This window comes from Variovorax sp. GW823-FHT04B03, assembly GCF_058796495.1.
The window spans coordinates 348884-361781 of record NZ_JBXAIT010000001.1; the positions used below are offsets into that span (position 1 = coordinate 348884).

Below are 12898 nucleotides of genomic sequence, written 5' to 3' on the forward strand. Positions count from 1 at the left end.
TCAGGTGCGGGAACCTGCGATGCCGTTGGGGCGCACCATCAGGACCGCGAAGAACAGCAGGTGGGCGTACAGCGCGCCCGCGTTGGAATCGAGCCGCTGGCCCACGAGCTGCGCCACGCCCAGCGCGATGCCGCCGACCAGCGCCCAGCGGAACGAGCCCATGCCGCCGATGATCACGACCTCGAACGCGCCCAGCAGCCGCTCCACGCCCGAGAACGGCGTGAACGAGGTGCGCAGCGCCAGCAGCAGCCCCGCCACCGACGCGAAGGCCAGCGACAGCCCCATCACCACCGCATACACATGGCGCGGGCGCACGCCCATCGTGCGCACGATCTCGCGGTGGTCCGAGGTGGCGCGCACCACGAGGCCGAAGCGAGAGTGCTGCAGCAGCCACTGCAGCGCACCGAAGGCCAGCACCGCGAGCACCAGCACCAGCACCGGGTACCAGCCGATGCGCAGCCCGCCGATCTCGAAGCCCGCCGTGGCCAGCGCGCCGCCGTCGAGGGCGCGCGGGTCGGCGCCGAACAGCTCGACCATCAGGTTGCGCAGCACCACCGCGATGCCGAAGGTGAGCAGCACCGGCGTGAGCGGATCGTCGGTGGCCACCGCGCGGTTCAGCAGCAGCCGCTGCAGCAGGTAGCCCATGCCGAAGGCCGCCAGCGCCACCGGCGCGATGAAGAGCAGCGGCGACACGCCGGGAAACTGCGTGGCCAGGAAGACCGCGAAGTACGCCGCCAGCACCACGAACTCGCCGTGCGCGAGGTTGACCATGCGCATCACGCCGAAGACCAGCGCCAGCCCGAGGCCGAAGAGCGCATAGAGGCCGCCGAGCAGCACGCCATTGATGAGGGTTTCGAGCCAGGCCATGGTGGGGAGGTGTTCAGTGTCCGAAATAGGCGTTGGCGATCTGTGCGGCGCTGAAGTCGCTCGCGCGGCCCGCCAGCGTGACGCGCCCCTTGAGCAGGCAGTACACGCGCTGCGCGATGCGGCAGGCGCGCGTCACGTCCTGCTCCACCACCAGCAGTGCCGTGCCCTGCGCGCGGATGTCGCCGAAGGCGCGGTAGATCTGTTCGATGACCACGGGCGCCAGGCCCAGCGAGATCTCGTCGCACAACATCAGGCGCGGGTTGGCCATGAGCGCGCGGCCGATGCTCACCATCTGCTGCTGCCCGCCCGACAGCTGCGTGGCCGGCCGGTGGCGGAACTCCTGCAGGATGGGGAACAGCGCATACACCGTGGCCAGCGTCCAGTGGCCCGTGCGGCCGCACAGCGCGCCCATGCGCAGGTTCTCTTCCACGGTGAGCGAGGGGAACAGCATCCGCCCCTCGGGCACCAGCGCGATGCCCCGGCGCGCGATGCGCTCGGCCGGCTCGGCCTCGATGGCCTGGCCGTCGAAGCGGATGCCGCCACGGCTGCGCGAGCCCAGCCCGGCAATGGCGCGGATCAGCGTCGACTTGCCCGCGCCGTTGGCGCCGATGAGCGCGGTGGCTTCGCCTTCGGCCACGTCGAGCGACAGGTCGAACAGCGCCTGCAGGTCACCGTAGTGGCTGCACAGGTCGCGCACTTCAAGCAGCGGCATGGGTGTGCTCCTCTTGCGCGTCTTCATCGCCCACGCCCATGTAGACCTCGCGCACCTCGCGGCTGGCCATGGCGGCGGCGGGTGTGTCTTCCAGCAGCTTGCGGCCGAAGTTCAGCACCATGATGCGGTCGGCCACGGCCATCAGCGCCTGCGCGATGTGTTCGATCCAGATCATCGCCACGTCCTGCTTCAGCTCGAGCACCAGCGCCACCAGCACCTGCACCTCGGCCTCGGTGAGGCCGCCGGCGATCTCGTCGAGCAGCAGCAGGTGCGGCCGCGCCGCCAGGCCCTTGGCCAGCTCGAGGCGCTTGCGGTCCAAGAGCGGCAGGCGGCCGGCCGGCACGTCGGCGCGGTCGGCCAGCCCGGTGCGTTCCAGCACGGCCCAGGCCTGGCGCGCGGCCTGCGCGCGCGGCAGCCGTGCGGCAAAGGTGGCGGCGCCCAGTGCGTTCTCGTAGGCGCTCAAATGCGCGAAGGGCTGCGGAATCTGGAAGGCGCGCGCCACGCCCAGCCGCGCCCGCGCATCGGCGCGCAGCCCGACCAGTTCGCGGCCTTCGAGGCGGATGCTGCCCGCGTCGGGCACGGCCACGCCGGTGATCAGGTTGAACAGCGAGCTCTTGCCCGCGCCGTTCGGCCCGACCACGCCCAGGCACTCGCCGCGCGCGAGCGAGAGCGCCACCTGGTCGGCCACGACGATCTCGCCGTAGCGCTTGCACAGGCCGTCGATGACGAGGCAATCGCTCATGCAGCTTTCAGCTGCGACAGCAGCTTGAGCTCGTCTTCCACCGGAATCTGCTTCGCGGTGCTGTTGTGCGTGATGACCAGCTCGTATGGGAACTTGCTGCCCGCCTTGGTCTTGCGCCACTGGCCCGCCACCATCGGCGTGACGGCCACGCTCTTGATCGGGCTGCCCTTGAAGTCGATGCGCCCCACCACCGAATCGAGCTGCAGGTTGGCCAGCGCGTCGCGCACGGCCTTCTTGTCCTTCGGGTTGGTGGCGTTCTTCAATGCGGCAATGCCGACCTCGAACAGCGCGTGGCCGTAGCCGATGGGCTGCGTCCACTGCTTGCCGGTGGTGGCCTCCCAGTCGGCCGCCAGCGCCTTGGCGCTCTGGCCCGTGAGCGAGGACTTGAACGGGAAGTTGGGCGTCCACCAGACCTCGGTCGACATGCCGTTCCCCGCCGCGCCCAGCGACTCCACCGCGCTGGGGAACAGGAAGGACGCGGCCATCGTCACCACCTCGGGCCGGTAGCCTGCCTGCTGCGCCTGCTTCCAGAAGGTGGCGAAGTGGTTGGCGTAGGCAAAGCCCGAGACGATGTTCGCACGCGCCGCCTTGAAGCTGGAGACCTGGTTGCTGAAGTCGTCGGTCGCGATCTTGAAGAAGCCGCCGTTGGTCTCCTTGTAGCCGCGCTGCTTCGCGCCGCCCGGGATGCCCGTGGCCGGATCGGCGAAGGCGTGGCCCGGGCCGTTGTCGATGTACAGCGTGCCCAGCGTGCGCTCCACCTTCAGCGGCTCCCACATGCCGAAGAAGTTCTTCAGCACGTCGTCGGCGCCCCAGAAGAAATGGAACGAGAACGGAAAACCTTTTTGCGGCGTGGAGCCACGCCCGAAGGTGATGGCCTGCCACGGGCCCATGGTCGAGACCATCGGCACGCCGTTGACGTCGCACAGCTGGCCCGCGGCCAGCGCGGCGTCGCTGTCCTGCACCAGCAGCAGGTCGACCTTCTCGCGCAGCAGCAGCTCGCTGGACATGGTGGCGCCGCGGTTGGCGTCGGACTGCGTGTCGCGCACCACGATCTCCACCTTGTAGGTCGTGCCGCCGATGGTCAGGCCGTCCTTCAGCGCGGCGCGCACGCGCTCCAGGCTCCAGGGGTCGGCCTCGCCGAAGTTGGCGCGAACGCCCGACAGCGTGGTGAGGTAGCCGATCTTGATGGTCTTCGATTGCGCATGCGCCAGCGCAGGCACGCCGGCCAGCGCGGCCGCGCCGCCGCCGATGACGAGTTGGCGGCGCGTGAGGGCGCCGGGGGCTGCGGGGAAAAGGTCGGCGGACATGGAGGTTCTCCTTGGCGGATGAAGGATGGACAGGTCCGCATCCTCTCTCTGCGCGCCGCTGCGGCGTTATCGAAAACTGGCAAAACGCGGGCCCGTGCCCGCGGATGTCATTCGGGCCGCAGGTTCACCGACTTGGCGATGGCGCGGTAGCGCTCCATATCGGCCTGGTAGCCGCGGCGCAGCTCGGCCAGCGTCTGTTCGGGCGCCACCTTGCTGCCGCCGAGTTCCAGCGCGCGGCGCAACTCGGGCTTGAGCATCATCTGGTTGAAGGCCGTGTGCAGCCGCTGCTGCGCTTCCTCGGGCACGCGATGCGACACCTGGATGCCCGCCCACAGGCTGTAGACGAAGTCGTCCAGGCCCTTGCTGTTGCGGATCAGCGGAATGGCCGTGAAGCGCTCGTGCGGCGCCGAGGCCGCGATGCCCAGCGCCTTGACCTTGCCGGCGTCCAGCAGGTCGGGCACGTTGCCGGCCAGCGGCGCAAACACCAGGTCGATCTGCCCGCCCAGCAGGTCGTTCACCAGCGGCGCGAAGCCCTTGTAGGGCACGTGCAGCATCTTGGTGCCCGTCTGCTGCATGAAGCGCTCGCCCAGCAGGTGGTAGAGCGAGCCGGGGCCGATGCTGCCGTAGCTCAGCTCTTTCGTGTCGGGGCGGCGCAAGAGCGCGATGAGTTCGTCGACGCTGCCCGCGCCCAGGTCCTTGCGCGCCAGCAGCACCATCGAGGTGACGGCCATCACGCCGATGGGACGGAAGTCTTCGGCCTTGTAGCGCGCGCTGCTGAGCGTGAGCGGCGTGAGCATCAGCTCCATCGGCGAACCCAGCAGCAGCGCCGTGCCGTCGGCCGGCGCATTGGCCGCCTTCATCACGCCGAGCGAGCCGCTGGCACCGGGCACGTTGTCGACGATGGCCGGCTGGCCCAGCAGCCGCGACAGCTCGGGCGCGGCCAGGCGCGCGTTGATGTCGGAGCCGCCGCCCGCGGGGTAGGGCACGATCAGGTTCAGGGTCTTGCCCCCCAGGCCCTGCGCCAGGGCGGGCAGGGCGATGGGGGACAGGCCGGCGGCCAGGCCGGCAGCAATCAGCGAACGTCTGCGCATGGGTTCTCTCCTCGGGTTGTGTGAGATGTGTCGGAGTACGGGAAACAGGGGGCTTGTTGTGGCTGCTACGGCTGCAGCAGCGGCGGCTGCACGTTCGCGAAGGGCACGGCCTGGTGCCAGCCGTGCGCCATGCGCAGCACGTCGAGGTCGGCGCCGGGGCGGCCGATGAGCTGCAGGCCCATCGGCAGGCCGCGCGTGCCCTCGGCCTGCGAGAAGCCGGCCGGGATCGCCATCGCGGGCAGGCCGGCGAGCGAGGGGCCGATGGTCACTTCCATCCAGCGGTGGTAGGTGTCCATGGCGCGGCCGCCGACCTCGCGCGGCCAGTGCACGTCCACCGGCAACGGGAACACCTGCGCAGCCGGCAGCACCAGGAAGTCGAAGCGTTCGAAGAGCTGCAGCAGTGCGGCATGCCACTGCGTGCGCGTGACAGCCGCCTCATGCAGCGCGGCGGCGCTCAGGCGCTCGCCCTGCTCGATCTCCCAGCAGGCCTCGGGCTTGAGCTGCGCGCGCGTGGCCGGGTCGGCATGCAGCCCGCGCAGCGCGCCGGCGACGATGAAGCCGCGCAGGCGCAGCCAGGCGGTCCACAGGGCGTTGAAATCGAAGGCGGGCACGGCAGGTGCGACGCTGCAGCCCAGCGTGTCGAAATGCCGCAGCGCCGATTCGCACAGCGCCATCACGCCCGGGTCCATCGGCAGGTGGCCGCCGAGGTCGCCGAGCCAGGCGATGCGCTGGCCGCGCAACTCCGCATCGAGCGGCTGCGCGAAGGCCTCGCCGTCGCCGGCCAGGCTCAGCGGCGAGCGCGCGTCGTAGCCGGCCTGCACCGACAGCAGCCAGGCCACGTCCTCGGGCGTGCGGCCCATCGGTCCTTCGCAGCCCAGTTGCTGGAAGAACAGCTCCGGCCCCGGCCCGGTGGGCACGCGGCCCAGCGACGGGCGCAGGCCGTAGACGTGGTTCCAGGCCGCGGGGTTGCGCAGCGAACCCATCATGTCGCTGCCGTCGGCCACCGGCAGCATGTGCAGCGCGAGCGCCACCGCGGCGCCGCCGCTGCTGCCGCCGGCCGCGTGGTCGAGGTTCCATGCGTTGCGCGTGGTGCCGAACACCGTGTTGTAGGTGTGCGAGCCCAGGCCGAACTCGGGCGTGTTGCTGCGCCCCACGAAGAGCGCGCCGGCGCGGCGCAGGCGCTCGACCATGATCGCGTCGTGCGGCGTGACCTGCTTGGCGAACACCGGGCTGCCCATGGTGGTCGGCAGGCCGGCGGTGGCGACGAAATCCTTCGGCGCCATCGGGAAGCCGTGCAGCCGGCCCACCGCGTCGCCGCGCGCCAACTGCGCATCGCAGGCATCGGCCTGGCGCAGCATCTCCTCGGGCGCTTGCAGCGACACGAGCGCGTTGACCTGCGGGTTGAGGCGCTCGATGCGCGCGAGGCAGGTCTGCATCAGTTCGCGGCACGAGAGCTCGCGGCGTTGCAGGGCGGCGGCGAGCGAACGGGCGCTGGGAAGGGGGGGCAGCGTGGCGGACATATGGCGGTCAACGATAGCGACCGCCTCCGCAAGCAGGTATCAAAAAACGGCAAAACTGGCGCCCCGAAAACCGAGGGATTCCCCTCGGCCCGTGCACCGGATCAGTGCCTCGTGAGCGCCGCGCCGCGCAGCGTCTGCGAGGGCAGCTCGCCGAACTGGCGCCGGTAGTCCGTCGCGAACTGGCTCAGGTGCCAGAAGCCCCAGTGCGCCGCGATGTCCTGCACCGAGCGCGACTCGGGCCGCTTCAGTGCGCGGCGCACGCCGTTCAGGCGCAGCGCCCGCAGGTAGCGCGCGGGGCTCAGGCCCAGCGTTTCCTGGAAGCAGTAGTTCAGCTTGCGCTGGCTCGCGCCGATGCGGCTGCACACCTGCAGCATCGACAGCGGCTCGTCGGGCCGCGACATCATCAGCTCGCAGGCGCGGCGCACCACGCGGCGGTGCGCCTCGGTGGAGCGCAGCTCGCGCAGGTCGACGTCTTCGGGCAGCGCGTTGAGCCAGGCCAGCAGCACGTCGTCGCGCAGCTGCACCGTGGCGACGGGGTCGTCGAGCAGGCCGGGCATCGCGTCGAGCGCAGAGAAGGCGCCGCGCAAGGTGCCGCGCAGCGACTGCATGGTGGGGTCGTCGAAGTGCAGCACCACGCGCCGTTCGAGCCAGGCCGGCGGCGCGCGGTCGTTCAGGCGTTCGGTGAGCGACTGCAGCAGCGCGTTGTCGACCACGATGCCCGTCAGCTCGAAGCCCGGCGGGCTGCACAGGTCGAGCTCGTCGCAGCGCCCGACCATCACCGATTCGGTGTCCAGCCGCTGGCCCGAGAAGCGCGCCTCGCCGTCCTGCCGGCAGGTGAGGGCGAAGCCGCAGCAGTCGGGGTTCATCTCGCCGTGCTGGCGCAGCGCGCGGTTGGTGGTCTCGCGCACCAGCCGCAGGCCGGGCAGTTGCACGTGGTCGAGAAAGCCGGCGAAGCTGCCGCCCGAGAGCATGTCGCACGCCAGGTGCCAGCCGTTCTGGCCGCTGGCGTAGGCGTCGATGTCGTGCGTGGACAGGGTCCAGCGCGTCGCGACGGTGGGGGCAGGGGCAGGAAGAACGGAGGCGGTCTGGCTGGTCATGGCGGTCCGGCGAAGCGGTGGCAGGGGTGCGAAGACCCGTGCCGGAAGCAATCTCCAGACCAGATTGTTTCGTTGACAACGATCTTAAAGTGACAGGGCAAACCCCTAAGCCACCCGACCGTGGCCTATTCGAGTTCGCCGCTGGGCTCGAAGCCGGTGGTGCTGTCGAACAGCTTCTGCACGATGGTCTGCAGCACCTGGCGCTCGTCCGCCGTGAGCTGCGAAAACAGGCGCTGCGCCGTGTCGTGTGCCAGCGGCACCATGTCGCGGTACAGCGCCAGGCCTTCTTCCTCGAGCGACACGATGACCTTGCGGCGGTCATCGGCCGAGGGGTGCATGTTGGCCAGCCCCAGGTCCACCAGCCGGTGCTGCGCGCGGCTCACGCGGGCCTTGTCCATGCTCGTCTTCTGTGCGATTTCGAGCGCCGACAGCGCACCGTACTTGCCCAGCACCACGACGATGCGCCACTCCGGAATCTGCAGCGAGAAGCGGCTGGCGATCGACTGGCCCACCGTCTGGCTCACGCGGTTGGCGACCACCGAGAGCTGGAAGGGCAGGAAGGTCTCGAGGTCGAAGGCCGGGGCGCTCGCGGCGCTGCTGCGTGCCTTGGGCAGGGGCTTGGCGCTGGGCCGGGAAGGGGTGCGTGAACGGGGCACGGTGAGGTCGTGGCGTGAAGGCGTCGTGAAAGAAGATCGGCGCGGACAGTATAGGAAGGCCCTTGCGCATCACGCACGAGGCCGCGCGAGGTTTGCCAGTTTTCGATAACGCGGCAAGGGGCTCGCTCCCTATCGTGCAGGGCATGGACTACCCTGAACTCGCACTGCACATCGCCGGCCAATGGCGCACGCAGACCGCCGGCGGCCGCCGCGCGGTCGTCAACCCCGCCACCGAAGCCACCATCGCGCAGCTGCCGCTGGCCGGCCGCGACGAACTCGCCGAAGCGGCCGCGTCCGCGCGCCGCGGCTTCGTGCAGTGGCGCGGCAAGAGCGCGCTCGAGCGCTGCAACATCCTGCGCACTGCCGCGCAGAACATCCGCGAACAAGCGAAGACGATTGCGCACGTGCTCACCCTCGAGCAAGGCAAGCCGCTGGCCGAGTCGCTGCGCGAGGTCACGCTCTCGGCGGACATCATCGACTTCCAGGCCGAGGAGGCCAAGCGCCTGTACGGGCGTCTCGTGCCGCCGCGCGTCGAGGGCATCCTCTCGCAGTCGGTGATGCGCCAGCCGGTGGGGCCGGTGGCGGCCTTCACGCCGTGGAACTTTCCGGCCAACCTGCCCGCGCGCAAGCTCGCGAGCGCACTGGCCGCGGGTTGCAGCGTGGTCATCAAGCCGGCGGAAGAAACGCCGTGCACCTGCATGCTGCTGGTGCGCGCCTTTCTCGACGCGGGCGTGCCGCCCGACGCACTGAACATGGTGTGCGGCGACCCGGCCGAGGTGTCGTCGTTTCTTATCGACCATCCGGCGATCGCCAAGGTGTCGTTCACCGGTTCGGTGGCCGTGGGCAAGCTGCTGGGCGAGCAGGCGGCGCGGCATGTGAAGCGCTTCACCGGCGAACTCGGCGGCCACGCGCCGGTGATCGTTTGCGACGACGCCGACTTTCCCTTCGCGCTCAAGCAGTCGCTGGCCGCCAAGTTCCGCAACGCGGGCCAAGTGTGCGCGTCGCCGATCCGCTTCTACGTGCCGCGCGCCCGCTTCGGCGAATGGAGCGACGCCTTCGTGCAGGCCGCGCGCGCACTGCGCCTGGGCGACGGCACCGACCCCGCCACGCAGATGGGCCCGCTCGCGCACGCACGCCGCATCGAGGACATGCAGCGCTTCGTCGACGACGCCGTGGAACGCGGCGCGCAGCTGCTGTGCGGCGGCCACCGCGTGCAGCGCCCCGGCTTCTTCTTCGAGCCCACCGTGATCGCCAACGCACCGGCTGACAGCCGCGTGATGCGCCAGGAGCCCTTCGGCCCCATCGCCGTGCTGCAGCCCTACGACACGCTCGACGAAGCCATCGCGCAGGCCAACGCCTTGCCCTACGGCCTGGGCGCCTACGCCTTCACGCGCGACCTGCACACCGCGCACCGCCTGGGCGACGCGCTCGAGGCCGGCATGGTCGGCATCAACCACTTCGGCGTCTCGCAGCCCGAGATGCCCTTCGGCGGCTGGAAGGAAAGCGGCATCGGCCAGGAGATGGGCGCCGAAGGCCTGCTGCACTACACCGAGGTCAAGACCCTCACCGTCGGCGTGCCGTCCTGAGCACGCGCATCGAACACTTCCGGAGACCTGCATGACAACGACCGATGCCGCCGCCGTGGCGGCGCTCAAGCAAGACAACGCCCAGTACCTGTGGCACCCCATGGCGCATCCGCAGGCCATGCTCAAGAGCAAGCCCGACATCATTGCGCGCGGCCAGGGCTGCTGGATCTGGGACGTGGACGGCCACAAGATGCTCGACGGCGTCGGTGGCCTGTGGGCCGCGAACCTGGGTCACAGCAACAAGCCCGTGCGCGACGCCATCGTCGCGCAGCTGGACGAGCTGCCCTTCTACAACGTGTTCCGCGGCACCACGCACCCGCGCGCCATCGAGCTGTCGGCGCGCCTGGTCAAGACCATGGAACCCGACGGCGTGGCCGCTGTGTTCTTCAGCAACGGCGGCTCCGATGCCGTGGAGGGCGCGCTCAAGCTCGCGCGCCAGTACTGGAAGCTCAAGGGCCAGGCCGACCGCTTCAAGTTCATCGCGCTGCGACAGGGCTACCACGGCGTGCACTTCGGCGGCATGAGCGTGAACGGCAACCTGAACTTCCGCCGCGCCTACGAACCGCTGCTGCCGGGCTGCTTTCACGTCGACACGCCCTGGCTGTACCGCAACCCCTACACGCAGGACCCGGAAGAACTCGGCGAGATCTGCGCCACGCAGCTGGAGCGCGAGATCCAGTTCCAGGGCCCCGACACCGTGGCCGCCTTCATCGCCGAGCCGATCCAGGGCGCGGGCGGCGTGATCGTGCCGCCGCCCAACTACTGGCCGCGCGTGCGCGAGATCTGCGACAAGTACGGCGTGCTGCTCATCGCCGACGAGGTCGTCACCGGCTTCGGCCGCGGCGGCGCGATGTTCGGCACGCGGCTGTGGAACGTGAAGGCCGACCTGTGGTGCCTGGCCAAGGGCATCTCGTCGGGCTACGTGCCGCTGGGCGCCACCGCCATCGGGAGCAAGGTGGCCGAGGTCTTCCTCAACGACCCCACGGGCCAGGCCGCGGTGGGCCACGGCTACACCTACAGCGCGCACCCGGTGGCCGCTGCTGCGGCACTCGCCACGCTGGACCAGATCGAGGCGCTCGACGTGCCCGGCAACGCGGCGCGCGTGGGCGCGCATTTCCAGGCACGCGTGCGGCCCTTCGTCGACAAGTTCAGCTTCGTCGGCGACGTGCGCGGCATGGGCCTCATGCTGGGCATCGAGATGGTGGCCGACAAGGCCACGCGCACCACGCTGCCGCGCGGCAACCCGATCGCCGCCAAGGTGGCGCAGGCGGCCTACCAGCGCGGGCTGATGGTGCGCATCTCGGGCCCGAACCTCATCCTCTCGCCGCCGCTGGTCATCACACGCGAGGAGGTGGACTTCATGGTCGATGCGCTCGAAGGTGCGTTCGCCGACGTGGAAGCGACGCTGTGAGTGCATCGCCCACGATCCTGCTGATCGGCACCGCCGACACCAAGAGCGCCGAGCTGCTGTTCATGCGCGAGTGCATCGAGGCCGGCGGCGGCCGCGTCGTCGTGATGGACGTGGGCGTGCTCGACGGCGCGCCCTTCACGCCCGACATTCCCAACACCGAGGTGGCCGCCGCCGCCGGCAAGACCGTGGCCGAAGTGGCGCAAAGCGGCGACGAGAACAGCGCCATGACGCTGATGGCGCGCGGCGCCGCGAAGCTCGCCGCGCGCTGGCAGGCCGAGGGCCGCATCGACGGCCTGCTCGCGCTCGGCGGCACCATGGGCACCGACCTCGCGCTCGACGTGGCGCAGGCGCTGCCGCTGGGCGTGCCGAAGGTGCTGGTGTCGACCATCGCCTACTCGCACCTGCTGCCGCCCGAGCGCATTCCGCCCGACCTCATCATGGTGCTGTGGGCCGGCGGGCTCTACGGCCTCAACAGCCTGTGCCGCTCGGCCCTGAGCCAGGCCGCCGGCGCGGTGCTCGGCGCCTGCCGCCAGGCCTGCGTGCCGGCCTTCGAGAAGCCGTTGGTGGGCATGACCTCGCTGGGCTCCAGCGCGCTCACCTACATGAAGACGCTCAAGCCCGCGCTCGAAGCGCGCGGCTACGAGGTCGCCGTGTTCCACACCACCGGCATGGGCGGGCGTGCCTTCGAGGCGCTGGCCGCCGAAGGCCGCTTCTGCGCGGTGATGGACTTCAGCCTGCAGGAGCTGGCCAACCAGCTCGGCGGCTCGTGCGTGACGGCCGGGCCCGACCGGCTGCTCGGTGCGGGCCGCGCGGGCACGCCGCAGATCGTCGCGCCCGGCGCCATCGACATGCTCGACTACCCGGCCTGGCAGTCCACGCCCGAAGGCCTGGAAGGGCGGCCCACGCACATCCACAACCGGCTGCTGGCCTCGGCGCTCAGCGCGCCCGCGTTCCGCCGCGATGTGGCGAGCGAGATCGCACGCCGCCTCGCGCGCGCCGAGGGCGCCACCTGCCTGCTGATGCCGCTGCAAGGCATCGAAGGCTGGGACCGGCCCGGCGAGCCGCTGCACGACCCCGAAGGCCTCGCGGCCTTCACCGAAGCGCTGCGCGGCAGCGTGGACCCGGCGCGGCTCGTCGAGCTCGATGCGCACATCAACGACAGCGCCTTCTGCGACGCCGCATTGCGCGTGTTCGACGCCTGGGTGGCCGACGGCACCGTGCCCGCAGGGAGCCGCGCATGAGCCCCGCCACACAAGCCCTCGTGCTCGACTTCGGCGGCGTCATCAGCCGCACCCTGTTCGAGACCCACGCCCTCACCGAAGAGGCGCTGTCGCTGCCGCGCGGCACGCTCACCTGGCGCGGCCCCTTCGACCTCGCGAGCGATCCACTGTGGCGCGACATGCAGGCCGACAAGCTCTCGGAGCGCGACTACTGGATGGCGCGCACGCGCGAAGTGGGCGCGCTGGTCGGTGAACGCTGGGACCGCATGGAGACCTTCGTGCAGCGCGCACGCGGCGCCGACCCCGAGGCCGCCATCCGCCCCGAGGCGCTCGCGGCCATCGAGGCGGCGCGGCGCGCCGGCTGCCGGCTCGCCATCCTGTCGAACGAGCTCGACCTGTTCTATGGCGCGGGCTTTCGCCAGCGCCTGCCCTTCATGAGCGCCTTCGACGTGGTGGTGGACGCCACGCACACCGGCATCCTCAAGCCCGATGCGCGCGCCTACCAGCAGTGCCTGGACCAGCTCGGCCTGCCCGCCGACGCCTGCGTGTTCGTCGACGACCAGCTGCGCAACATCGTCGGCGCGCAGCGCGTGGGCCTGCGCACCGTGCACTTCGACGTGATGCATCCGGGCGCGAGCTACGCGCAGGCGCTGTCGATGCTGGGCGTTTCTCCTTCTTCTTCCCTTTGA

Annotated in this window: 12 protein-coding genes; 4 read left to right on the forward strand and 8 right to left on the reverse strand. The window is 70.5% G+C overall.

Translation table 11 applies throughout. The features are described from left to right. The 8 genes from AC1RAD_RS01535 to AC1RAD_RS01570 all read right to left on the reverse strand — a co-directional run bounded on the left by AC1RAD_RS01535 (nt 1) and on the right by AC1RAD_RS01570 (nt 7992). A complete protein-coding gene (locus tag AC1RAD_RS01535; protein WP_492733545.1) occupies nt 1-867 on the reverse strand; it encodes a branched-chain amino acid ABC transporter permease in 867 nt (288 codons plus the stop codon). Between the two features lie 13 nt (nt 868-880). Next, a complete protein-coding gene (locus AC1RAD_RS01540; RefSeq protein ID WP_492733547.1) occupies nt 881-1579 on the reverse strand; it encodes an ABC transporter ATP-binding protein in 699 nt (232 codons plus the stop codon). Next, on the reverse strand, nt 1566-2321 hold the full coding sequence (locus AC1RAD_RS01545; RefSeq protein WP_492733549.1) for an ABC transporter ATP-binding protein: 756 nt from the start codon (nt 2319-2321) through the stop codon (nt 1566-1568). Before AC1RAD_RS01545 ends, AC1RAD_RS01540 begins: the two co-directional genes overlap by 14 nt. Beyond that, nucleotides 2318-3628 (reverse strand): ABC transporter substrate-binding protein, encoded by a 1311-nt coding sequence (locus AC1RAD_RS01550; RefSeq protein ID WP_369631005.1) that lies wholly within the window; start codon nt 3626-3628, stop codon nt 2318-2320. The genes AC1RAD_RS01545 and AC1RAD_RS01550 overlap by 4 nt, the downstream gene beginning before the upstream one ends. Before the next feature lie 107 nt (nt 3629-3735). Then, on the reverse strand, nt 3736-4719 hold the full coding sequence (locus AC1RAD_RS01555; RefSeq protein ID WP_492733553.1) for a Bug family tripartite tricarboxylate transporter substrate binding protein: 984 nt from the start codon (nt 4717-4719) through the stop codon (nt 3736-3738). Between the two features lie 65 nt (nt 4720-4784). Next, nucleotides 4785-6239 (reverse strand): amidase, encoded by a 1455-nt coding sequence (locus AC1RAD_RS01560; RefSeq protein ID WP_492733555.1) that lies wholly within the window; start codon nt 6237-6239, stop codon nt 4785-4787. Nucleotides 6240-6340: 101 nt separating this feature from the next. Then, the gene (locus AC1RAD_RS01565) at nt 6341-7336 is read right to left on the reverse strand and encodes a helix-turn-helix domain-containing protein (protein ID WP_159273608.1); all 996 of its coding nucleotides are present in this window, start codon (nt 7334-7336) and stop codon (nt 6341-6343) included. A 125-nt stretch (nt 7337-7461) separates the two neighbouring features. After that, nucleotides 7462-7992, reverse strand: a complete 531-nt coding sequence (locus AC1RAD_RS01570; RefSeq protein WP_070063702.1) for a MarR family winged helix-turn-helix transcriptional regulator — start codon at nt 7990-7992, stop codon at nt 7462-7464. Nucleotides 7993-8135: 143 nt separating this feature from the next. Between AC1RAD_RS01570 and AC1RAD_RS01575 the strand changes: the two genes are divergently transcribed. Genes AC1RAD_RS01575 through AC1RAD_RS01590 form a run of 4 tightly spaced genes read left to right on the forward strand, consistent with a single transcriptional unit; the run spans nt 8136 to nt 12898 of the window. Beyond that, the gene (locus AC1RAD_RS01575) at nt 8136-9578 is read left to right on the forward strand and encodes an NAD-dependent succinate-semialdehyde dehydrogenase (RefSeq protein ID WP_492733557.1); all 1443 of its coding nucleotides are present in this window, start codon (nt 8136-8138) and stop codon (nt 9576-9578) included. Between the two features lie 31 nt (nt 9579-9609). Continuing rightward, the gene (locus tag AC1RAD_RS01580; protein ID WP_492733559.1) at nt 9610-10989 is read left to right on the forward strand and encodes an aminotransferase class III-fold pyridoxal phosphate-dependent enzyme; all 1380 of its coding nucleotides are present in this window, start codon (nt 9610-9612) and stop codon (nt 10987-10989) included. Continuing rightward, nucleotides 10986-12230, forward strand: a complete 1245-nt coding sequence (locus AC1RAD_RS01585) for a Tm-1-like ATP-binding domain-containing protein (protein WP_492733561.1) — start codon at nt 10986-10988, stop codon at nt 12228-12230. Before AC1RAD_RS01580 ends, AC1RAD_RS01585 begins: the two co-directional genes overlap by 4 nt. Then, complete coding sequence (locus AC1RAD_RS01590; protein WP_492733563.1) at nt 12227-12898, forward strand: HAD-IA family hydrolase; 672 nt, start codon at nt 12227-12229, stop codon at nt 12896-12898. The genes AC1RAD_RS01585 and AC1RAD_RS01590 overlap by 4 nt, the downstream gene beginning before the upstream one ends.

Bases quoted from the DNA above. Each gene is read 5' to 3' on its own strand.
- AC1RAD_RS01535 (WP_492733545.1), bottom strand. From the start codon at position 867: ATGGCCTGGCTCGAAACCCTCATCAATGGCGTGCTGCTCGGCGGCCTC.
- AC1RAD_RS01540 (WP_492733547.1), bottom strand. From the start codon at position 1,579: ATGCCGCTGCTTGAAGTGCGCGACCTGTGCAGCCACTACGGTGACCTG.
- AC1RAD_RS01545 (WP_492733549.1), bottom strand. From the start codon at position 2,321: ATGAGCGATTGCCTCGTCATCGACGGCCTGTGCAAGCGCTACGGCGAG.
- AC1RAD_RS01550 (WP_369631005.1), bottom strand. From the start codon at position 3,628: ATGTCCGCCGACCTTTTCCCCGCAGCCCCCGGCGCCCTCACGCGCCGC.
- AC1RAD_RS01555 (WP_492733553.1), bottom strand. From the start codon at position 4,719: ATGCGCAGACGTTCGCTGATTGCTGCCGGCCTGGCCGCCGGCCTGTCC.
- AC1RAD_RS01560 (WP_492733555.1), bottom strand. From the start codon at position 6,239: ATGTCCGCCACGCTGCCCCCCCTTCCCAGCGCCCGTTCGCTCGCCGCC.
- AC1RAD_RS01565 (WP_159273608.1), bottom strand. From the start codon at position 7,336: ATGACCAGCCAGACCGCCTCCGTTCTTCCTGCCCCTGCCCCCACCGTC.
- AC1RAD_RS01575 (WP_492733557.1), top strand. From the start codon at position 8,136: ATGGACTACCCTGAACTCGCACTGCACATCGCCGGCCAATGGCGCACG.
- AC1RAD_RS01580 (WP_492733559.1), top strand. From the start codon at position 9,610: ATGACAACGACCGATGCCGCCGCCGTGGCGGCGCTCAAGCAAGACAAC.
- AC1RAD_RS01590 (WP_492733563.1), top strand. From the start codon at position 12,227: ATGAGCCCCGCCACACAAGCCCTCGTGCTCGACTTCGGCGGCGTCATC.